Origin of the sequence: Anaeromyxobacter dehalogenans 2CP-C (assembly GCF_000013385.1) — a bacterium.
Lineage (GTDB): Bacteria > Myxococcota > Myxococcia > Myxococcales > Anaeromyxobacteraceae > Anaeromyxobacter > Anaeromyxobacter dehalogenans_B.
The window spans coordinates 1,684,672-1,703,981 of sequence record NC_007760.1 but is presented as its reverse complement, the minus strand read 5'-3'; the positions used below and the strand labels follow the sequence as shown (position 1 = coordinate 1,703,981).

Here is a 19,310-nt window from a genome sequence, read left to right as displayed (position 1 = left end):
CCGGTGCCGCGCGCCGCCGGGCCGCGCCTACCCGCCGTACATCCCCGCCGCGCGCAGCAGGCGCAGCGCCGCGAGGTCCGCCGCGAGCCCCTCGTTCACCGCGCCGAGCTCGGCGGTCGCGAGCGCCACGTTCGCGTCGGTGGCCTCGAGCGAGGTGGCCTGGCCGGCGCGGAACGCGACCTCGACGAGCCGCTGGTTCTCGCGCGCCAGCGCCACCTGCTCCTCCGCCTTGGCCCGGTTCGCGCGCGCGGACGCCAGGTCGAGCCGGGCGCGGCGCACCTCGTCGCGGGCCTGCAGCGCCAGCGAGGCGCGGGCGGCCTCCGCCTCGACCAGCCGCGCGGTCGCCTCCCGCCGGCCGGCCTCGCGGGCCCCGCCGTCGAACAGCTCCCACTGGAGCGACAGCCCCGCCGCCCAGCTCTCCTCCTTGCCGGTGAAGCCGGCGACGCTCGACCAGCGCGCCTGCCCGAACGCGCCGAGCGTGGGCAGGTACCGCGCGGTCTCCACCCGCCGCGAGGCCGTCGCGGCCTCCACGCCGGCCGCGGCGGCCCGCAGCTCCGGCCGCAGGCGCACCGCCTCGTCCTCGAGCGGTGCCAGGTCGGCGGGCAGCTCCGGCGCGGGCGGCGCCGACAGCGCGAAGTCCGTCGCCTCGCCGCGGCCGAGCAGGGCCGCCAGCGTGCTCTTCGCGCCGGCGAGCCCGTTGCGCGCGCGGACGAGGTCCTCCTCGGCGCGCGCCCGGTCGATCTGCGCGCGCAGCAGCACGATGCGCGCGGCCGTGCCCGCCTGCACCTGCACCTGGGCGTCGCGCTCGTGCAGGCTCGCCATCGAGAGCTGCCGCTCCTGCACCTGCACCGCCTGCTCCGCCGCCGCGGCCGCGTAGAACGCCTGCGCCACGCCGAAGCGCAGCTCGCGACGGGCGGCCTCCGCCCGCTCCGCGGAGGCGCGCGCGCTCGCGCCGGCCGCCTCGATGCCGAACCAGAGCTGCGGCGCGAGGATGGCCTGGGTGAGCTCGAGCTGTGCCCCGAGCTGATCCCGGGCCTGGATGGTCGCGCCCACCACCTGCGACGGCACCGCCGCGTACGTGGTCGGGGCGCCGGGCAGGCCCGCGCCCGAGGTGGGCGTGCCCAGGTCGCGGACGGCGTAGCCGACCGGCAGCTCCAGCTTCGCCTCCTCGGAGTTGCGGGTGTAGGTGGCGCCGGCCTTCACCTGCGGCAGGTAGCCGGCGCGGACGCGGGCCGACGCGGCGCGGGCCTGGTCGAGCCGCGCGCGGGCGGCGACGAGGTCGGGGCTGGCGCGCTGGGCCTCCTCGAGGGCGGCGGCGAGCGTGAGCGGCGGCTCGGCGCGGACGGCGAGCGGGATCGCGGCCAGGGCCGCGAGGACGGTGGTGCGGATCATGGGGTTCTCCGGTCGGCGGTGGGGGTTCAGGTCCCGGTGGGCCGCTCGACCTCGGGCGGCGACTCGAGCAGCTCGACGCGCCTCGGGCGCTTCAGGCGATCGAGCAGCCGGTAGAACACCGGCACCACCACCAGCGTGAGGACGGTGGAGGTCACGAGCCCGCCGATGATGGCGATCGCCATGGGCACCCGCATCTCCGCGCCGTCTCCCCGCGCCAGCGCCACCGGCACCATGCCGGCGATCATGGCGACGGTCGTCATGAGGATGGGGCGGAGGCGGATGGGGCCGGCCTCGAGCAGCGCGTCGCGCGCGGAGCGCCCGCGGGCGCGGAGCTGGTTCGCGAACTCGACCAGCAGGATGCCGTTCTTCGTCACCAGGCCCATCAGCATGATCATCCCGATGAGCGCGAAGATGGACATGAACTGCCCGGTCGCGAGCAGCGCGCCCAGCGCGCCGATCACGGCGAACGGCAGCGAGAGCATGATGGTGAACGGGTCGAGCAGGCTCCCGAACTGCGCCGCCAGGATCATGTAGACGAGCACGATCCCGAGCAGGAGCGCCTGCACGAACGCGCCCGCGGTCTTGCCCAGCTCCTTGCCCTGCCCCTCGAAGTCCGTGATGATCGCCGGCGGCAGCTCCTTCGCGGCGAACGCCGAGAGGTCCTGCATCGCCGCCCCGAGGCTGACGCCGCGCGGCAGGTCGGCGAGCAGCGTGATCTGGCGGAGCTGCTCCTGGCGGTCGATCTGCGAGAGCGTCGGCTCCTCGATCAGGTCGGCGACGTTCCTCAGCTCCACCAGCTGGCCCGCCGCGGAGCGGACGGTGAGCTCGCCGAGCCGGTCGGCGCCGCGGGCGTCGGGCGGGAGCTTCAGGCGGATGTCGTAGCTGTCGGTGCCCTGCCGGAACTGGGCGAAGTCGTCGCCGCCGAGGTAGGCGCGCACCGAGCTGCCCAGCGTCGCCGCGGGGATGCCGAGCGCGGCCGCGCGATCGCGGTCGATCCGGACGGTCACCTGCGGCTTGCCGGGCCGGTAGGTGGAGTCCACGTCGGAGAACAGCGGGCTCGCGGCCATGTGGGCGCGGACCTTCTCCGCCGCCGCGACCACCTCGGCCCAGTCCTGGCCGCGGACGTTGAGCTGCACCGGCTGCGGCCGCGATCCGCCCCCGGCCATCATCGCGACGTCCTGCACCGCCACCTGCGCGTCGGCCGGCCGGCGCAGCCCGCCGCGCAGCCAGCCCTTCAGGTCCTCCTGCGAGTAGGCGCGCTCGCCGAGCGGCACCACGGTGACGATCAGCTCGCCCTTGTGGACCTCCTCCTGCACCCCGCCGCCGGCGGTGGCGAAGACGTGCGTGACGCCGGGCACCGCCGCGAGCTGCGTGCGCAGCGCCTCCAGCTCGCGGGCGGTGCGCTCGAGCGGCGTGCCGGCCGGGAGCTCGAGGGTCACCTTCACCTCGCTCATGTCCTGCGCCGGGATGAACGTGAACTGCAGGAACCGCCCCAGGCCCACCGTCGCGAGCAGCAGCGCGACGGCGATGGCGAGCGTGGCCGCGACGTGGTCGAGCGCCCACACCAGGACGCGGCGGTAGAAGCGCTCCACCGCCGAGAGGGCCCGCTCGATGGCCCGCGAGACCGGCCCGGGCTCGCCGTGCGCGCGGAGCACGTACGCCGAGGCCATGGGGGTGAGCGTCATCGACACGAGGTAGGAGATGGCCACCGCCACCGCGACGGTCATGCCGAAGGCCGAGAAGAACCGGCCGACGATCCCCTCCATGAACGCCACCGGGACGAACACGGCCAGGATGGCGAGCGTGACCGCGAGCACCGCCAGCGCGATCTCCTTGGTGCCGGCGTGCGCGGCCTTCGCCGGCGGCGCGCCCTCCTCGGCGTGGCGGCTGACGTTCTCGATGACCACGATGGCGTCGTCGATGAGCAGGCCGATCGAGAGCGTCAGCGCCAGCATGGTGATGACGTTGAACGTGTAGCCGAGCACGTGCATCGCCGCGAACGTGCCGATGACCGAGGTCGGCAGGGCCATCGCCGCCACCACCGTGGTCCGCCAGGTCCGCAGGAACACGAGCACGATGGCCACGGCGAGCAGGCCGCCGAGGACGAGGTCCTCCTTCACGCCGTCGATGGACGAGCGGATGAACTTCGCGTTGTCGCGGACCACCCGGAGCTGCGCGCCGCCGGGCAGCAGCTTCTCCAGCCCGGACAGGCTGGAGGTCACCCGCTCGGCGACCTCGACCGTGTTCGCGCCGGATTGCTTCTTCACCACCAGCGCCACCGCCGGCCGGCCGTCGTCCGCCGCGGACGAGCGCGCCTCGGCCGGGCCGTCCACCACGTCGGCGACGTCGCGGAGGCGCACCGGGGCCCCGCCCGGCGTGGCGACGACGACGTCGCGCAGCTCGTCCACGGTGCGCGCCTCGCCGCTCACCTTCACCACCACCTCGGCGCGCGGGTCCTCGGCGCGGCCGGCCGGGACGTCCACGCTGCCGCCGCGCACCGCCTGGGCCACCTCCGACGCCGCCACTCCGAACGTCCGGAGCCGGGCCGGATCGACGACGATCCGGATCTCGCGCTCGCGCCCGCCCACCACCTCCACCGAGCCGACCCCGCCCTGCCGCTGGAGCGCCGGCTTCAGCACGTCCTCCGCCAGCCGGGTGAGCTCCTCGGGCGGCACCGGGCCGGACAGCGCCAGCGTGAGGATGGGGGCGGCGCCGACGTCCAGCTTCTCGACGATCGGCTGCTCGGCGTCCCCCGGGAGCTTCGAGAGCGTCGCCTGGACGCGGTCGCGGACGTCCTGCGCGGCGACGTCCACCGCGGTCTCGAGCGAGAACTGGAGCACGACCTGCGAGACCGACTCGACGTTCACCGAGCGCATGCTCTCGAGGCCGGCGAGGCCGTTCAGCGCCTCCTCCAGCGGATCGCTGACGTCGCGCTCGATCGACTCCGGGTCGGCGCCGGGGAGGACGGTGGTGACGGTGACCACCGGCACGTCCACGTCCGGGAGCTGGTCCACCCCGATCTTCGGGTAGGCGTTCAGGCCGAACACCACCACCGCGAGCACCAGCATCGCGGTGAAGACCGGCCGGGTGATGAAGGTCTTGATCACGTCCATGGCTCGCTCCCGCTACTGCGCGACCGCGACGCGCGCGCCGTCGGTCAGCCCGGCCACGCCCTCGACCACCACCGCGTCGCCCTCCGCCACGCCGGCGCGCACGCGCGTCCACTGCGGCGTCACCGCCTCGGCCTGCACCTCTCGGCGCCGCGCCACGCCGCCCTCCGCCACCCACACGAACCGGCGCGCGCCCTCGCGCACCACCGCCTGCGCCGGCACGAACGGCCCCTGCGCCGCGGACGAGCCGCCCAGGTCCACCTCGGCGAGCCCGCCGGAGCGGAGCGCGCCGGCGCTCGCGCCCGCCGCCGCGCGCACGTCGGCGAGGACCTCCACCGCGCGCGTCTGCGGATCCACTGTGGCGCCCACGCTCGTCACCTTCGCCTCGAACGGCGCGCCGCCCGGGATGCTCCGGCCCCGCAGCACCGCGCCCGGCTTCAGCGGATCGACCAGGCCCTCGGGCACCGCCAGGCGCACCTCCAGCGCCTCCGCCGCCACCACGGTCGCGACCGGGGTCGGCGGCATGGTCACGAGGTAGTCGCCCACGTTCCTCGGGCGGGCGGTGATCACGCCGTCGAACGGCGCCCGGACCACGAGGTCGCGCAGGTTCTGCTCGAGCAGCCGCACCTGCGCCTCGGCCTGCTCGAGCGAGGCCTCCGCCTGCTGCGCGCCCGCGCGCGCCTTGTCGAGGACCGCGGGGGCCGCGGCGTCCGCCCGGGCGAGCTGCTCGGTGCGCGCGAGGTCGGCGCGGGCGTTGTCGCGGACCGCGAGCGCCATCTTGCGCGCGGCGCGGGCCTGGTCGAGCTGGATGGCGATCGTGGCCGGGTCGAGCTCGACGATGGGGTCGCCCTTGCGGACGCGGTCGCCCACCTGCGCGCGGACGCGGAGGATGCTCCCGGCCACCTTGGCCGAGACCGTCGCCTGCAGCTTCGCGCGCAGCTCGCCGGTGGCGCGCGCCGTCTCGCCCTCCAGGCGCTCGCGGGGGCGCTCGGCGCGCACCGCCAGGGCGGGTCGCTCGGCGCTCGCGCCGGGCAGCGCCGCGGCGTCGCCGCGCGAGCAGCCGAGCACCGCGGCGAGGGCCAGCGTGGGAACGGTCAGGAGGAAGCGCGGGGACTGGGTCATTCGTGGCCTCGGGGGCCGGGCCGATCAGGCCCGACGCGTTAACGCAACTAGAAGTGCCGTTAACCTGCTCGCGTCGCGCGTTAAACGCAACTGGAAAGTTGCGTTAGCCTATAACTAACTGAATTTATTTATTATCTACTGCTCGACTGAGGCGCCGATGGCTCCCGTTTGTTGCCCGCCTAACGCAACCCTGTTACAGATCCGACGCCATGGACCGCGCCCCCCCGTCTCCCGCCAGCGAGCCGCGCCGCCGGACCGGCGGCCGGAGCGCACGCGTCGTGAACGACGTCCTCGACGCGACGCTCGACCTGCTCGCGCGCGTCGGCTACGCCCGGCTGACCTTCGACGCGGTCGCCGAGCGCGCCGGCGTCTCGAAGACCACGGTCTACCGTCGCTGGCCCAGCAAGCCCGACCTGGTCCGCCCCGCGCTGCTGCGGCTCGTGGACGTGTTCCCGAAGGCGCGCGACACCGGCACGCTCCGCGGCGACCTGGTCGAGCTCGCGCGCGTCCGGCTCCTCGACGACACGCGACAGCGCGCCCGCGCCATCGCGCTCATGCGCGCGAACGTCGGCGTCCTCGACGACGCGGAGCTCCAGGCGCTCGGGCGCCTCGTCACGGAGCGCGCCAACCAGCCGATCGTGGCCGCGGTGGAGCGGGGCATCGCCCGCGGCGAGCTCCCGCCCGGGACCGACCCGGCGCTCGTCATCGAGCCGATCTACGCCACGCTCCAGTTCCACGTGTTCCTGCGGAGCGAGGAGCCGAGCCTCGCCTACGTCGAGCAGCTCGTGGACCTGGTGCTGGCCGGCGCCCGCGCCGGGGCGGCCGTGCGCCGGACCGGCGCCTGAGCGGCGCGGCGGCGCGTCCCCGCGCGGCGCCCTTCAGCGGGCTCGCCCCTGGGCGAGGCCCCCGTCGTCGCCCGGGGCGCGCCGCGGCAGCCGCACCCGCACCGTCGTCCCGCTGGACCGGGTCGAGGTGATCTCGATGGTGCCCCCGTGGGCGCGCACGATCTCGCGGCAGATGAACAGGCCCAGCCCGATGCCGCCCTGCCGCGACCGCTCGTCGGTCCACTGCGATAGGCCGTCGAACACGTGCGGGAGCCGCTCGGCCGGGATCGGGACCCCGCGGTTGTGCACCTCCAGGACGGCGGCCTCCCCGTCGGCGTGCACGCGGGCCACGACCGGCGTCCCCTGCCCGCCGTACTTGGCCGCGTTCGACAGCAGGTTCCCCGCGAGCTGGACGATGCGGTCGTCGTCCCACTCGCCCCGGACCTCCGGGTCGCCACGGCACTCGATGATCGCGTCCGGATAGGCGATGCGGGCGTCCTCGGCCGCCGCCTCGACGAGCCGGAACAGGTCGGCGCCGTGCCGCGGCTTCACCGAGAGCCCCCGGCCGCCGGTGATGCACGTGTAGTCGAGCAGGTCGCGGGCCAGCGCCTCGATGCGGTGCGCGGCGCGCTCGATCCGCCCCACGGTGCACGCCTCCCGCGGTCCCAGATCCGCGGCGCGCAGCAGCCGGGCCGACGTCGCGATCACGGCGAGCGGGTTGCGGAGGTCGTGCCCGACGATGCCGACCAGCAGCCGCTGCAGGTTCGCGGCGCGCTTCTCCTCGGTGACCTCGGCGACCACCACGGCGAGGCCGGTCACGCGCCCGTTCGCGACCACCGGGAACCAGTCCTCCCGCCAGCACCGCATGCTCCCCGGGGCCGCGGGCGTCTCGCCGGAGAACTCGTAGCCGAGGACCGGCGTCGCGGTCTCGATCACCCGGCGCCACATGGCCTCCATGTCGTCCAGCGGGAGCGACGGGAACAGCTCGCGCGGCGTCCGGCCGACGTGGGCCTCCGCGGGGAGCCCGTTCAGCGCCGCAAGGGTCGGGTTCACGCGCACGAAGCGGAAGTCCGTGTCGAGCATCCCGATGCCGACGGGCGCGTTCTCGAACAGCGCCTGCAGGAGGACGTGCGACTCCAGCGCCCGCTGGATGGCGCCGCGCTCGGCGACGCGGCGATCGGGTTCGGATGGCGGAGCGTACAAGGCGGGCCTCCCGGGGGTGCCGCCATCCTGCGACGCGCGCGCCCTCGCGCCCAGCCTCGTCGGCGGGGACGGGCGCGCGGACGAGCCCCGGTCTGCAGCGGCGTGCGTGCCCGCGGCGAGTCGCCGGCCGGGCGGGCTCGGGCCTAGGCGAGGAGCTTCTCGATCACGTCCAGATCGGCCGGCTTCGCGAGGTGCGCGTCGAACCCGGCGTCCAAGGCCCGCTTCACGTCCTCGGGCTGCGCGTAGCCGGACACCGCGACGAGCTGGACCCCGCTCAGGCCCGCCGCCCGGATCGCCTCCGCGACCGCGTAGCCGCTCATGCCCGGCAGCCCCAGGTCGCAGAGGACGACGTCCGGCGGGCGGGCGCGCGCCTTCTCCACCGCCGCCGGCCCGTCGTACGCGATCTCCGCGCGGTGGCCGAGCATCGCGACGATCTCCGCGAGCGACTCCGCCGCGTCGGCGTTGTCGTCCACCACCAGGACGCGGCGGCCGCTCCTCCGTCCCTCCGCCGGCGCGCACGCCTCCGGGCCCGGGGGCCGAGGCCGGGCGAGCGGGAGGCGCACCACGAACTCGGCGCCCCGCCCCTGGCCCTCGCTCGCCACCGAGGCCGAGCCGCCGTGCAGCTCCGATCCCCCTCACGAGCGCCAGCCCGAGCCCGAGCCCGCCCTCGGTGCGCGCCAGCGTCCGCTCGCCCTGCACGAACGCGTTGAAGATCTCGCCCTGGATGGCGGGGTCGATCCCCGCCCCGGTGTCCCGCACCGCGATGCTGGCGTGCCCCTCGTGCACCGACAGCGAGACGCCCACCTCGTCGCCGCGCCGGGTGAACTTCGCGGCGTTCGTGAGCAGGTTGCCGACCACCTGCGTGATCCGGGTGGCGTCCACGTCCGCCCAGATCGGCGCGTCGGGCACCCAGGTCCGGAACGAGACCCCGCGGTCGTCGAGGGGGAGGCGGAAGTCGTCCGCCGCCCGCATCACCACCTCGCGCAGGTCCACGCTGGACCTGCGCAGCTCGATCTTGCCGCGCGAGATGCGCGTCACGTCGAGCAGGTCGTCCACCAGCCGCGTCAGGTGCTCGGTCTGGCGCTCGATCACGTGCTGCGCGCGGATCGCCGGGCCGGTGCCGGGCGCCGCGTGGCGCAGGATGTAGCTCGAGTTCCGGATGGGCGCGAGCGGGTTGCGCAGCTCGTGGCCGAGCATGCCGAGGAACTCGTCCTTCCGCCGGTCGGCGTCCATCAGCTTCGCGTTCGCCTCGCGGAGCTCCTGCTCGGCGCGCCGGCGGGCCTCGATGTCCATGGCCGCCCCGATGAACCGCACCACCCGCCCGCCCTCCACCACCGGCGCGAGGCGGGAGAGGAACCAGCGGTACGTCCCGTCCGCGGCGCGGTAGCGGAGCTCCGCGTCCTGCGGCTCGAGGCGCCTCAGCGCGAGCAGGCGGCACTCGAGCGCCGCCGCCACGTCGTCGGGGTGGAGGACGCCCTCCCAGCCCGCCCGGGCGCTCGCCGCCGCGTCCAGGCCCGAGAACGCGGTCCAGGCGCGGTTGACGTGCTCGACCGCGCCGTCGGGCGCGAGGACGCAGACGATCTGCGGCATCGCCTCCGCGAGCAGCCGGAAGCGCTCCTCGCTGGCGCGGAGGGCCGCCTGCTGCTCCTTGAGACCGGTGACGTCCCGCCAGGCGACGATCCCGCCGACCAGCGCCCCCGCGGCGTCCCGGATCGGCTCGGCGTTGCACGCGACCGAGAGGCGGGTCCCGTCCGGGCGCTTCACGATCAGCTCGGCCCCGCGCACCGACTCGGCGCCGCGCCGCGCGCCAGAGCGGCAGGTCCTCCACCGCGGCCGGCGTCCGGCCGTCCGGGAGGTAGTGCTCCAGCCTCGCGAGCCACTGCTCCATCGAGAGGCCGACGCAGTCCTTCCAGCTCCCGAGCAGGAGCTCCTCCCCGTACTTGCTGTTCGCGACCGTGACCACGTCGGGCCCGGTGGCGATGGTGATGCCCTCCGGGACGCACGCCAGGAGCGTGTCCACCACCTCGGTGCAGGCGGCGCAGCCCGGCGGCCGCTCGCCCCAGCCCGGCCGCACCTCGCGCGCCGTGACGAGCAGCCCCGTCCCACCCTCCATCGCCACCGGCGCGAGGCTGCCCTCCCACCAGGTCTCGCGGCCGTTCACGATCTGTGCGTGTCGCGGCACCTCGACGCGGTGCCCGGCGCGGGCGCGCGCGTGCATCGCGAGCGCCATGTCCCGGGTCCCGGGGAACAGCTCGACGATGTCCTCGCCGAGCACGCGGTCGGCGGTGAACCCGGTCGATCGCAGCCACGCCGCGTTCGCGCGCACCACCGTCCCGTCCGGCGCGATCAGGCACAGCCCGACGCCTGCCTCCTCGAACAGCACGTCCGTCAGCGATGCGGAAGCAGCCGTCTCCTGCGTGGCCATCGAGTACGCCCCCGGTACCGGCACGATCCTGAGCTCCGGAAACGCGGGCCCGATCAGGGTGTATTCCGCGGCGCGCCCGGAACCGGCCCGCGGTCGGACGCGGCTCCGGCGATGGGGGCAGAAGGCGGGGCGCCGAGTTCGCGGGCGAAGGGCGGCGCCCGGTCGATCGCGGTGGGATCGACGGCACAGCGCGCGATGCGTTGAAGTGGCCCCGGCGGGACTCGAAACCGCTGGACGCAGATCACTCAAGCGGCTGACGGCGCACGCCAATTCGCTCGAAAGCCCTGCGGCCCAGCGGTTCCGCCACGAGACGCGACTCCTCGCGAGTCAACAGCCGTCCACCGTTCTCTACCTACCGCGGGGAGACGTGGGGGAGACGGGAGGGGACGACAAGTCCCGACGGGGCACCGTGGTACTGTGCCGATATGGACGCGTTGTTAACCTCCTTCGGCGAGTGGCCGATGTTCGCGCGGGTCGGCTTCTGCGCTGGCGCGTTCGCCATGTTGGTGTCCGCCGCGTACGGCCTCTCGCACCGATCGGGTCATGCTGACTCGCGTGAACCTGGGGGCAACGGGGCTGGCGCGCTCGCTCAGCAGTCGGCAGCCGTTGAACAGCGCAGCCAGGGATCGAACAGCCCGAATTACAGCGTCAGCACCATCGTCAACGGCCCGGTCACGATCAACGCCCCGCCGCCGACGTCTCCACCACCCAGGCCCGGCGTGAGGGTGGAGGATCGGATCGGCGTCTCCAAGGAGGACGGCACGGAATGGGAGGAAGTGACGTTCTGGAACCCCGGCGACAAAACGACGCCAGTGTTCGACATCCTGATCCTCGACGCGAGCCGGAACGTGATCGCCAGCTTCAAGCCGCCCAATGCCAACCGGATCGAGCCTCCGCTGCCGGCGAATATCGAAGCGGGCGGCGTCAGCCACTTCAAGATCAAGCTCACGCCCAACGAAGCCCAGAACGCGCGCTGGTTCCAGTACAAGAGCGAGCCCGGACTGTCTGATCCCGCGCCTTGGGCTGAGCGGAGGCGGTACATCTACCTCAGCGCGAAGGCTGAGGCCCGCACGACGCCAGCCGCCACGTTGACGGTTCAGAAGTTGAAGGTCACGCAGGAGTTCCGGCAGTTCAAGGGTGGCGTGGTTACGAAGGGGATCACGTTCACGAACGACACCGACGCCGCCGTGGCCGTTCTCGATCTCCGCGTCCTCGATGCCGGGGGCGCGGAGATCGTCAACTTCCGCAGCCCGCAGGGGCGTATCACTCCCCAGTTGCCGCTGAACATCGAGCCGCACCGCGCGTTCCCGATCATGGTGGAACTGACGCAGGAGCAGACCGGGCGTGGCGAGTGGCTGGAGTGGGAGGAAGCTGGAGGCGACAAGCCGCGCGCGAAGTGGACGCACCGCGAGGTGTCCGTCGAAGCACAGTCGGTGAGCACCACGCCTTACGCGAATTCCGCGAACGTGGGTGCGCCTCCGCCCAGTGGTGCGCGTGACCCGAAGCAAGCTGAGGGCGAGCGGAAGTAGCGCCACTCACGCCGCACCAAACGGCGGTATTGCGTCGTGAGTCCGGCGACGGGCTCGCGGACATCCTGTCGAGGTGGGCCCCTGCGGAGAAAGCCGGCGGGGGGGGAGACACGCGCGCCACCGTCGCGTGGGCCCCCGTCAGCTTGAAGCCAGGGCGGGGCGCGCTTCGCGGCGGGCGCGAGGGCGCCGTGGTGGTCGCACGCTCGCTCCTATTCGCACCGCGCGAGCCGATACCTTCTCATAGATGGCCCCGCCTTAGGGGGGCGCGGCCGCAGCGCGAGCGTCGGTGTCATACCCATCGTCTAGAACTATCCTCCGCGCGCGCGGTCGCGCCTGGAGGTTTCATGGCAGCGCAGAAGAGGCCGGGCTTCCGGCTGAAGGGCCTGGAGGTCCACGTCAAGATCGGCGAGTTGGAGATCGACGCCCATGGCGACGACGCGGCGGGGCTGCCGCAACTCCGGGGGATCGTCGCCGACCAGGTCGCGAAGGCGATCCGGCCCGTCACTCAGGGCGTCGTGCAGGGCCTGCTCCCCGGCGTCGATGTCACGCCGGCGGCGCCCGTGCCCACGCCCGCCTCAGCGACGACGGTGGACGTCGAGAAGCGTCGACGCTCGCCGCGCCCTCGCGCGGCGAACTCGCCCGCGGACGGCAGCGCGCTCTCCTGGAAGCCGAACAGCAACCCCAGCCTCGGGTGGTCGAACGGGAAGAAGGCGCTGTGGCTCATCTACTTCCACTCAAAGGAGAACGGTGGGACGGAGAGCGCGCCGAAGGGGCTGACAATCCCGGTCGTGGTTGCGACCTACAACAAGCACTTCCCGCATGCAAAGCCGATCAAGAGCTCGCACGTTTACCGGGATCTCAACAAATACGCCGCCGCGAACCCCGCGCTGGTCACGCCTGATCGGAACGTGAACCCGCCCGTGTGGTACGTGACGCCGGCGGGCGTCGCTGTCGTCGAGGAGATGCTCAAGGCCGCGGGGGCCTCAGCGACGTCGGCGGCCTGAGCAGCGCGTGGGACTCCCCGATCGTCAGGCGCTCGTCGCCAGGCTCTGCCCTCCCCTGGACCCGACGGTCGTCGGCCAGTTGGTCGAGCAGTTCGTCGAGATGGAGCGGAGGTATATCCAGCGCGACTGGAAGCCAGCGGAGTTGGACGGCGGCATGTTCTGCGAGGCGCTCGCGCGCTGCCTCTACCACCATGACTCGGGCAACCTCAGCCCCGACCGCGAATTCGGCGCGTGCCTGAAGTACCTTGAGAACGATCAGGTCCCGCACGCGATCCAGCCGAGGAGCGATGCCCTCCACCTCGCGCGCATCCTGCGCTCCATCTACAAGTTCCGCTCGGATCGGGGCGTCGCCCACCTGTCCTCGACCTACGACGCGAACCATATGGACTCGCGACTCATCGCCGAGACGGTCCGGTGGGCGATGAACGAGGCGCTCCGGATCTTCGCCGCGAACGGTCGTGACGAGCAGGAGCGCGAGGAGATCGCCCGCACGGTCCGCGAGTTGCTCCGGTTCGAGGTCCCCTGCATCGCGAAGTACGGCCACACGCTCCTGATCCAGCGGACGGACCTGACCGCCGAGGAGGAGGTGCTCGTCCTGCTGCACTACGGCGGGGAGGAGGGCGTTCAGCGTCGCGAGATCAGCCGCACGCTCTCGTTCTACGGCCCGTCCACGATCAGCGGCGTACTGACGAAGCTCCGCGGGCTCCGGCAAGCCGTGGCGCTCCCCGGCGAGCGGTGGTGCCTGACCGACCTCGGGGCGAAGCGGGTGCGCGAGCAGCTCGCGGACAGGTTGCTGGCGATGTAGGCAACCGCAACGGTCCGCGCGGACCTCGAAGATCGGGCGGGGGTCAGTACCCGCTCGCCAAACCCAGCACGAGATCCTGGAGCGCCTCATCGAAAGAACGGTACGGGCCGACAGAGTCGTTGTTGATCCACTCGGGGTTCGGGGTAGCGGCGCTGAAGTACCAGCCTGGCTCGCGCACGAGAGCATCGTCGCGCTTAGCCTCTGCGCCACTGACGTACCAGAACTTCCAGTTCCGTCGCCCGACCTTGACCACCTCTGGCGCGAGACTGACTCGAGGGGCCTCCTCGAGTGGCTCACCGACGCGTGGTGCGGAGCACGTCCACACGTCGAGCGGGACGCTGCCGCGCCTCACTGTGCGGCTCTTCGTGCACGTTGCATCGGCTACGGGGCGCGAGACCTTCGCGACACGGCGGGGCTGCTTCGGGCGGCTCGGCATGATCGGCTCCATCGGTCGGGCGTTGCCACCAGTGCGGCTGCGCCGCCGGTTGGCCGGGAGGTCGTCGGGCCACGTCCCTCGCTCCCATCGAGATGGTGCGGCTACTCTACCAGTGCTGCGGACGAGGGTGGGACTTTTGCGCTGCCGGGTGCGAGCAGGCGACCACGCGCCGTGCTCGGCTATGGGCTGCGGGTTCCCGGTCGAGGTGGGCCCCTTCGCGATCAGCCGGGGGGCGGGTCGCCCGCACCTGCGCGGCGGAAGTGGAGCGCATCCGCGACGCTGCTACGCTGCGCGTCGGCACCACGCGCACTTCGGGGGCGGGCATGACGGTCAGCAGCCAGTGGCACGGCGACGAGGATCCGATTGACCTCGTCGTGCACGAAGTCGGCGGACAATGGATTCTCGCCTCATGGAGCGACGACCTCGGCGCGTGGCTTCACCTGCTGGACGACAACGTTCAGCACCCAGAGGCGACGCTGGAGGCACTCGCCGCAGATCCGCGCGTCAAGAAGTACGCGACGGCGCGAGATGCCGAGGACGCTGCGGCGCAGATTCTCGGGTGGGACACCGAGTAGATCCCGCGTCGGCGATCACGCGGCCGACCGCGCCGCCCACACGGTACAGCCGAGCGCGTCCGAGATCTCGCGCCACGACTTCCCCGCCGCGCGGAGACGCGCGACCTCGGCACTGTCAGGCCGCGGCACCTGTGGGCGCCCGATCTGCTTCCCGACCTGCCGCGCCTTCACCATCCCGAGCCGCGTCCGCTCTCTGATCAGGTCGCGCTCAAACTCTGCGACCGAGGCCAGCACGCCGAGGATCAGGCGGCTCATGGCGTCGCCGCCAGGTCGAATGTCGATGCCCTGCGTGGTCGCGATGAAGCGGACGCCCGCCGCGTCGAGGTCGCGGATGTTCGCGAGGACGTCGAGGGCGCTGCGGCCGAAGCGATCGAGCTTCCACACAAGCACGGTGTCGAGCTTCCCGCGTCGCGCCGCGTCCATGAGCCTCTGGAGGCCCGGCCGGTCGTTCCTGGCCCCACTGCCCGTCTCCTCGATGTCGAGGACCAGCTCGGCGCCGAGGCGACCAGCGGCCGCGCGCAGCTCGTCACGCGCGAGCGCCGGGTTCTGGTCGAGCGTCGAGACGCGGTGGTAGACGGCGGCGCGGAGCGGGCGGGCGGTGTTCATGCCCGGTAGCTTGCGAGAAGGGACCCCTTCTCTCTAGCCCATGGCCATGGGGCCAACCCCGCGAACCGAGGCGCCTCGCGACGCGCGGCCGCGGGGTCCCCTTCTCGCAGTCCTCTGCTCGCGGGCTGCCAGATGGCGACAGGCCTTCGTCACGCCTTCCGCACCTCCACGATGAGCTGCTCGCCGCCGGGCGCGCTCACCTCGACGGCCTTCATGGCCGGGTAGAGGTACGGCGCAAGCGCCTTCGCGGCGTCCAGCTTCAGCTTCGGGTCGGTCGCGGCGGCCATGATCCTCGCCAGTTCCTCCAGCGGGTCGCCGTGCTTCTCGATAATGCGCCGAGCAGTCTGCTCACGGCGGTAGGTGGCGGCCTGCCCCGGTCTTCCGGGACCCCGGGCCCCGCTGCGCGCCGCTGCACGCGCGGCGTCGCCGACGGTCTGCGTGTGGTCCTTTTTCACTGCTTCCACTCCTCCTGCGCGGGGTTCCGCGCGTCGTTCGTTTATCGCCGCAACGCGCCAGGGCTGTCAGAGGGCCCGGTGCGAGCTGGCGACCACATGAGGGCGCGTCGAGAGCCCTACGGCGCGGCTCGAGGTCGCGGATACGGGCCATCCAGATGCCTCAGGCGTGCTGAACCGCGTCCCCGCGCCGGCCGCGAGGATCCGGTCGCGAAGGTCCGGGGGAAGCTCCGCCCAGCGGCGGCGGGCATCCTCGCTGCGACGCTCGCGCGGCAGCAGGACGAGGCGAGGGTCGATGCCGGTCGCGAGCGCGATCAGCTCTCTCGTCGCCCGGGTGGCGCTGCACGTCGGCTCGCCGGGGAGCGCGACGCGGTGCCCGCCACGCAGTGCGGAGGCGGGGTCGAGCGGGCAGTCGTTGCAGTTGCAGGTGTCGAAGCTGGGGCACTGCCGGTACGGCATGGGGCTCTCCTGGGTTGGTGGGGTAGTGGCGCGGCGATGCGGAGGCCGCTGGCGTGCGGCGCTCCGGACACGACGGCTGCTCTGGACGCAAGGCGCACCACGCCCTTGCATCCACGGTCCGGGGTGGGGGCACCGATCTGCTCTGGGCTACTGGCTCCAACGCGTCTCGACGTGAAGCCGTTACGCTGAACGCGCTACGTCTAGAGCTACGGGTTGCCGGACTCTCCCTCGCGAGCAGCTCTCACTAGTACGGGATGCCCACTTTTCGGCCCGCCAACCCCCTGATCTCTCGCGCCTTCCGGCACGCACTCTAAGTCCGGGAAGCAAGACCGTGCGCTTTTCTTCCAGAATCGCCGTCGACGGGCAGCCTCTCCGCGCTGTCGCGGGTGCATGCTAGCGTGCCGACCTCGATGGAGACGGGAATGCAGAGCCGCCCCCGTGGGCGCTCCAGTACCACCGCCGAGCGGTACGTGCGTCGGTTGGATCTGGAGGACATCGGCGCCCTCCCGACGGATCTCGCCCCATGGCAGATCGCCGCGATCCGCGAGGGTCGACGCCGTCTAGCGGAGGCCGCCACCGAGTACGAGCAGACGCCCCGTATGCTTCGCGAGGCTGACAGTGGCATGCCCGCTGGTCGCGTCCTGGTGGCTAGTGGCCGCGTCCACACGCTCTACAAGGCTGGCGGTGGCTTCATCCAGATCCTCATCCCCGGTCCCCCCACGGCGACGTGCGAGGAGGCTGGGTGCTGTGACCCGCGGAAGACGATCTCCGCGGGACGGGAGTAGCCACACCTCTCCGCGAGCGCGGGTCGAGACCCGCCACGCTGCGGCGTCGCACAAGTCGCACGGCTCACGGCAGGGAACGCAGGGCCCGTCGCCCAGTCTCGGGCGGGCACGTCAGCGGCGCGCTTCACGGCGCAGCCCGCGTGCCCCTGGCGTGCCGTCCATCCCGAGGCTGGCCGAAATGACGATGCACCGTGCCTGTTGCTGAACCCCGCGCCCGCGCCCTGGATCGCCGCCGCGCTGCCGCCTACCTCGCGGCGATGGGCCCCGCCGTGCAGGGCCAGGGCGGCGACCATCACACCTTCCGCGCTGCCGCGGCGCTCGTCGTGGACTTCGCACTCCCCGAGGCCGACGCGCTCGACCTCATGCGCGAGTGGAACGCGACCTGCCAGCCGCCCTGGCCCGAGCGCGACCTCGTCAAGAAGCTCCGCAGCGCGGCGAGGTCGGGGAAGCATGGGCGTGGCAGCCTCCTGGAGGCCCCGAGTCAGCGCCCCACGTTCGACACGGCAGACGAGGCGCTCGATCGGCTCATCGCCGCGGTGCAGGACCGTGCGCCGGCCGACGTCATCGGCTGGCTGACGTGGGAGCTAGTCACTACCGCCCGCTGGTTGACCGTGGCGAAGAAGGGGAGCCCGCGCCCAGCGCTCATCCCGAAGAAGGACCGCGCGGCGGCAATCCTCCTCGCGGTTGGCGCGTACCTCGATCTAGATGACCCGCCGCAGGGGCCTGAGCGCCTCGCCTGGATCATGGAGCAGGCCGCGCGCGAGCACTTCGCCTGCGTTCCGTCCGCCACCGCAAAGCGAGAGGAGATGCTGTACGAGACCGAGGCGATCGACGCGATGCAGGCGTGGAAGCGTGGAAGGGGCGGCGTTCGCCACGCCCCTCGCATCCTGCCGTTCGCGCCCGGGCGGCCGCTGGACCCGGAGACGCTCGTTGCGCACGAGCAGGAGGCGGCCTGCTTCCGCGCTTCACTGAGCCCGTTAGAACGCGAGGTGTTCGACGGCTACGGCGAGGACGACGCGCTGCTGGCGGAGCGCGCGGAGACAACCGCGAAGACGGTGAAGTCCACACGGTTCCGCATCCGCAAGAAGGCGAGTGCGTGGGGTGCGGGTGAGCAGAACGAGGGGAGGGCGGCGTGAGCGCGGCCGAGAAGCTCTTGCCGGTGGCCCTGAGCATGGCGAACGAGCCGATGCGCACGCCCGAGTGGATGACTGCCGCGGAGGCGGCAAGCTACCTGCGCCTGCCTTCCGTGAAGGCGCTCTACACCCGGGTCGCGCGAGGCCAGGTCAAGGCGCTGCGGCTCGGGCGCCGGATGCGGTTCCGGCGCCGCGACCTCGACGCGCTCATGCGCCCGTAGCCGAGGAGGACCGTGCCCATGTACGCTGCTTCGCGGTGTGCGCCGTCAGCGGGAGACTGCTGATGGTGACGATCAGGAAGTGGAAGAAGAACGGGAAGGAAGGTTGGGAGGTGGACATTCGCGTGACCATGCCGGACGGGACCCGCATGCGCGAGCGCGTGAAGTCTCCGGTCACGTCGAAGTCGGGCACGCTCAAGTGGGCGCAGGCGCGGGAAACTGAAATCCTCGTCCGCGGGCCAGCGCGCAAGGAGGAGGAGCCCGAGGCCAAGGAGGTGCCGACGCTCGCGCAGTTCTGGCCCGACTTCGTGGAGGGCTACGTCAACGCGAACCGCGGGAAGTTCTCTGCGCAGCGGGCGAGGGAGTCGATCTTCAAGCATCACCTCGCCCCCTGGCACGACCTGCCGCTGTCCGCCATCACCGACGAGGAGGTGCAGAAGCTCAAGGGGCGACTGGCCAACAGGTCGGCCAAGACCACGAACAACGTGCTCGTGTGCCTGTCGGTCATCCTCAAGACCGCGGTGGAGTGGAAGCGGCTCCCAGCCCTACCCTGCCGTATCCGGCTGGTGAAGGTGCCCAAGAACGTGAAGCCGGACTTCTACGACGAGGGCCAGCTCGCCCAACTCGTGGCGGCTGCGTCGGAGAACACGGGCGACCTCGTCACGGTGCTTCTCGGTGCTGACGCCGGGCTGCGTCGCGGCGAGACCATCGGCCTGGAGTGGCCGGACATCGACTTCCAGGCCGGGACGCTGACGGTGCGGCGGGCGGTGTACCGGGGCGTCGTCGGGACGACGAAGGGCAACGCCGAGCGCGTCGTCCCGCTGACCGAGCGGCTGCGCGACGCGCTACTGGCGCACCGCCATCTCGCCGGCCGGCGCGTCCTCACGGGCGCGACGGACGAGTCCATCCGGTCGGTGATGGAGCGGCTGAGCCGACACGCGGGCCTGCCGGCGGGAACGAGGATGAAGCGGGGCAAGGAGGTGCCGCGCTGGGCCGGGCTGTACCACAAGCTGCGTCACACCTTCTGCACGCGGCTCGCCATGGCTGGGGTGCCGCCCAGGACGATTCAGGCGCTCGCCGGTCACGTCTCCATCGAGACGACCATGCGGTACATGCACGTCAGCGCGCGGGCGCCTGTGGAGGCCATCCGGGCGCTCGACGCAGCCCGGGGAGACGTGGGGGAGACGGGCACTGCCTCAGAGAAAATCGTGAAGCAGATCGCGCAGTAAAGT

Annotated in this window: 14 protein-coding genes and 3 pseudogenes; 8 read left to right on the top strand and 9 right to left on the bottom strand. The window is 72.6% G+C overall.

Annotation, left to right across the window (positions count from 1 at the left end; translation table 11 throughout):
• Window positions 1-27: 27 nt before the first annotated feature.
• Genes ADEH_RS07630 through ADEH_RS07620 form a run of 3 tightly spaced genes read right to left on the bottom strand, consistent with a single transcriptional unit; the run spans window position 28 to window position 5,624 of the window.
• Window positions 28-1,392, bottom strand: a complete 1,365-nt coding sequence (locus tag ADEH_RS07630; protein ID WP_011420533.1) for a TolC family protein — start codon at window positions 1,390-1,392, stop codon at window positions 28-30.
• A 26-nt stretch (window positions 1,393-1,418) separates the two neighbouring features.
• A complete protein-coding gene (locus tag ADEH_RS07625) occupies window positions 1,419-4,505 on the bottom strand; it encodes an efflux RND transporter permease subunit (protein WP_011420532.1) in 3,087 nt (1,028 codons plus the stop codon).
• 12 nt (window positions 4,506-4,517) lie between these two features.
• Window positions 4,518-5,624 carry an efflux RND transporter periplasmic adaptor subunit gene (locus ADEH_RS07620; RefSeq protein ID WP_011420531.1) on the bottom strand — a complete coding sequence of 369 codons (1,107 nt, stop codon included), beginning with the start codon at window positions 5,622-5,624 and terminating at the stop codon, window positions 4,518-4,520.
• A 209-nt stretch (window positions 5,625-5,833) separates the two neighbouring features.
• Between ADEH_RS07620 and ADEH_RS07615 the strand changes: the two genes are divergently transcribed.
• Window positions 5,834-6,469 (top strand): TetR/AcrR family transcriptional regulator, encoded by a 636-nt coding sequence (locus tag ADEH_RS07615; protein WP_041453406.1) that lies wholly within the window; start codon window positions 5,834-5,836, stop codon window positions 6,467-6,469.
• A gap of 33 nt (window positions 6,470-6,502) precedes the next feature.
• Here the strand turns inward: ADEH_RS07615 and ADEH_RS07610 are convergent.
• From ADEH_RS07610 to ADEH_RS23440, 4 genes and pseudogenes are all read right to left on the bottom strand, one after another.
• Window positions 6,503-7,573 (bottom strand): annotated as a pseudogene (locus ADEH_RS07610) (ATP-binding protein); the annotation flags it as partial.
• A 221-nt stretch (window positions 7,574-7,794) separates the two neighbouring features.
• A complete protein-coding gene (locus tag ADEH_RS23450) occupies window positions 7,795-8,076 on the bottom strand; it encodes a response regulator (RefSeq protein WP_232287487.1) in 282 nt (93 codons plus the stop codon).
• A gap of 262 nt (window positions 8,077-8,338) precedes the next feature.
• Window positions 8,339-9,415: pseudogene (locus tag ADEH_RS23445) on the bottom strand (PAS domain-containing sensor histidine kinase); the annotation flags it as partial.
• Between the two features lie 367 nt (window positions 9,416-9,782).
• A pseudogene (locus ADEH_RS23440) lies at window positions 9,783-10,076 on the bottom strand (PAS domain-containing protein); the annotation flags it as partial.
• A gap of 425 nt (window positions 10,077-10,501) precedes the next feature.
• Here ADEH_RS23440 and ADEH_RS07600 point away from each other — a divergent pair.
• The 4 genes from ADEH_RS07600 to ADEH_RS07585 all read left to right on the top strand — a co-directional run bounded on the left by ADEH_RS07600 (window position 10,502) and on the right by ADEH_RS07585 (window position 14,425).
• Entirely contained in the window at window positions 10,502-11,605 is a 1,104-nt protein-coding gene (locus ADEH_RS07600; protein ID WP_041453404.1) for a hypothetical protein, read from the top strand.
• Window positions 11,606-11,949: 344 nt separating this feature from the next.
• On the top strand, window positions 11,950-12,609 hold the full coding sequence (locus ADEH_RS07595; protein WP_041453403.1) for a hypothetical protein: 660 nt from the start codon (window positions 11,950-11,952) through the stop codon (window positions 12,607-12,609).
• A 7-nt stretch (window positions 12,610-12,616) separates the two neighbouring features.
• Window positions 12,617-13,414, top strand: a complete 798-nt coding sequence (locus ADEH_RS07590; protein ID WP_011420526.1) for a hypothetical protein — start codon at window positions 12,617-12,619, stop codon at window positions 13,412-13,414.
• A gap of 696 nt (window positions 13,415-14,110) precedes the next feature.
• A complete protein-coding gene (locus tag ADEH_RS07585; protein WP_157061344.1) occupies window positions 14,111-14,425 on the top strand; it encodes a hypothetical protein in 315 nt (104 codons plus the stop codon).
• Window positions 14,426-14,440: 15 nt separating this feature from the next.
• Here the strand turns inward: ADEH_RS07585 and ADEH_RS07580 are convergent, their stop codons facing one another.
• Complete coding sequence (locus ADEH_RS07580) at window positions 14,441-15,031, bottom strand: recombinase family protein (RefSeq protein ID WP_011420523.1); 591 nt, start codon at window positions 15,029-15,031, stop codon at window positions 14,441-14,443.
• Between the two features lie 149 nt (window positions 15,032-15,180).
• On the bottom strand, window positions 15,181-15,318 hold the full coding sequence (locus tag ADEH_RS23080) for a hypothetical protein (protein ID WP_157061343.1): 138 nt from the start codon (window positions 15,316-15,318) through the stop codon (window positions 15,181-15,183).
• A 1,666-nt stretch (window positions 15,319-16,984) separates the two neighbouring features.
• Here ADEH_RS23080 and ADEH_RS07565 point away from each other — a divergent pair.
• The 3 genes from ADEH_RS07565 to ADEH_RS07555 all read left to right on the top strand — a co-directional run bounded on the left by ADEH_RS07565 (window position 16,985) and on the right by ADEH_RS07555 (window position 19,307).
• Window positions 16,985-17,863: a hypothetical protein gene (locus ADEH_RS07565; RefSeq protein ID WP_157061342.1), complete on the top strand. Its 879-nt coding sequence runs from the start codon at window positions 16,985-16,987 to the stop codon at window positions 17,861-17,863.
• On the top strand, window positions 17,860-18,081 hold the full coding sequence (locus ADEH_RS07560; protein ID WP_011420519.1) for a helix-turn-helix domain-containing protein: 222 nt from the start codon (window positions 17,860-17,862) through the stop codon (window positions 18,079-18,081). Before ADEH_RS07565 ends, ADEH_RS07560 begins: the two co-directional genes overlap by 4 nt.
• 62 nt (window positions 18,082-18,143) lie before the next feature.
• Window positions 18,144-19,307: a tyrosine-type recombinase/integrase gene (locus ADEH_RS07555; RefSeq protein WP_011420518.1), complete on the top strand. Its 1,164-nt coding sequence runs from the start codon at window positions 18,144-18,146 to the stop codon at window positions 19,305-19,307.
• Window positions 19,308-19,310 lie beyond the last annotated feature (3 nt).

Excerpts from the sequence above, each read along its gene's own strand:
- ADEH_RS23450 (WP_232287487.1), bottom strand. The coding sequence starts at position 8,076 with ATGCTCGGCCACCGCGCGGAGATCGCGTACGACGGGCCGGCGGCGGTG.
- ADEH_RS07630 (WP_011420533.1), bottom strand. The coding sequence starts at position 1,392 with ATGATCCGCACCACCGTCCTCGCGGCCCTGGCCGCGATCCCGCTCGCC.
- ADEH_RS23080 (WP_157061343.1), bottom strand. The coding sequence starts at position 15,318 with ATGGCCGCCGCGACCGACCCGAAGCTGAAGCTGGACGCCGCGAAGGCG.
- ADEH_RS07555 (WP_011420518.1), top strand. The coding sequence starts at position 18,144 with ATGGTGACGATCAGGAAGTGGAAGAAGAACGGGAAGGAAGGTTGGGAG.
- ADEH_RS07615 (WP_041453406.1), top strand. The coding sequence starts at position 5,834 with ATGGACCGCGCCCCCCCGTCTCCCGCCAGCGAGCCGCGCCGCCGGACC.
- ADEH_RS07580 (WP_011420523.1), bottom strand. The coding sequence starts at position 15,031 with ATGAACACCGCCCGCCCGCTCCGCGCCGCCGTCTACCACCGCGTCTCG.
- ADEH_RS07625 (WP_011420532.1), bottom strand. The coding sequence starts at position 4,505 with ATGGACGTGATCAAGACCTTCATCACCCGGCCGGTCTTCACCGCGATG.
- ADEH_RS07620 (WP_011420531.1), bottom strand. The coding sequence starts at position 5,624 with ATGACCCAGTCCCCGCGCTTCCTCCTGACCGTTCCCACGCTGGCCCTC.
- ADEH_RS07595 (WP_041453403.1), top strand. The coding sequence starts at position 11,950 with ATGGCAGCGCAGAAGAGGCCGGGCTTCCGGCTGAAGGGCCTGGAGGTC.
- ADEH_RS07565 (WP_157061342.1), top strand. The coding sequence starts at position 16,985 with ATGGGCCCCGCCGTGCAGGGCCAGGGCGGCGACCATCACACCTTCCGC.
- ADEH_RS07600 (WP_041453404.1), top strand. The coding sequence starts at position 10,502 with ATGGACGCGTTGTTAACCTCCTTCGGCGAGTGGCCGATGTTCGCGCGG.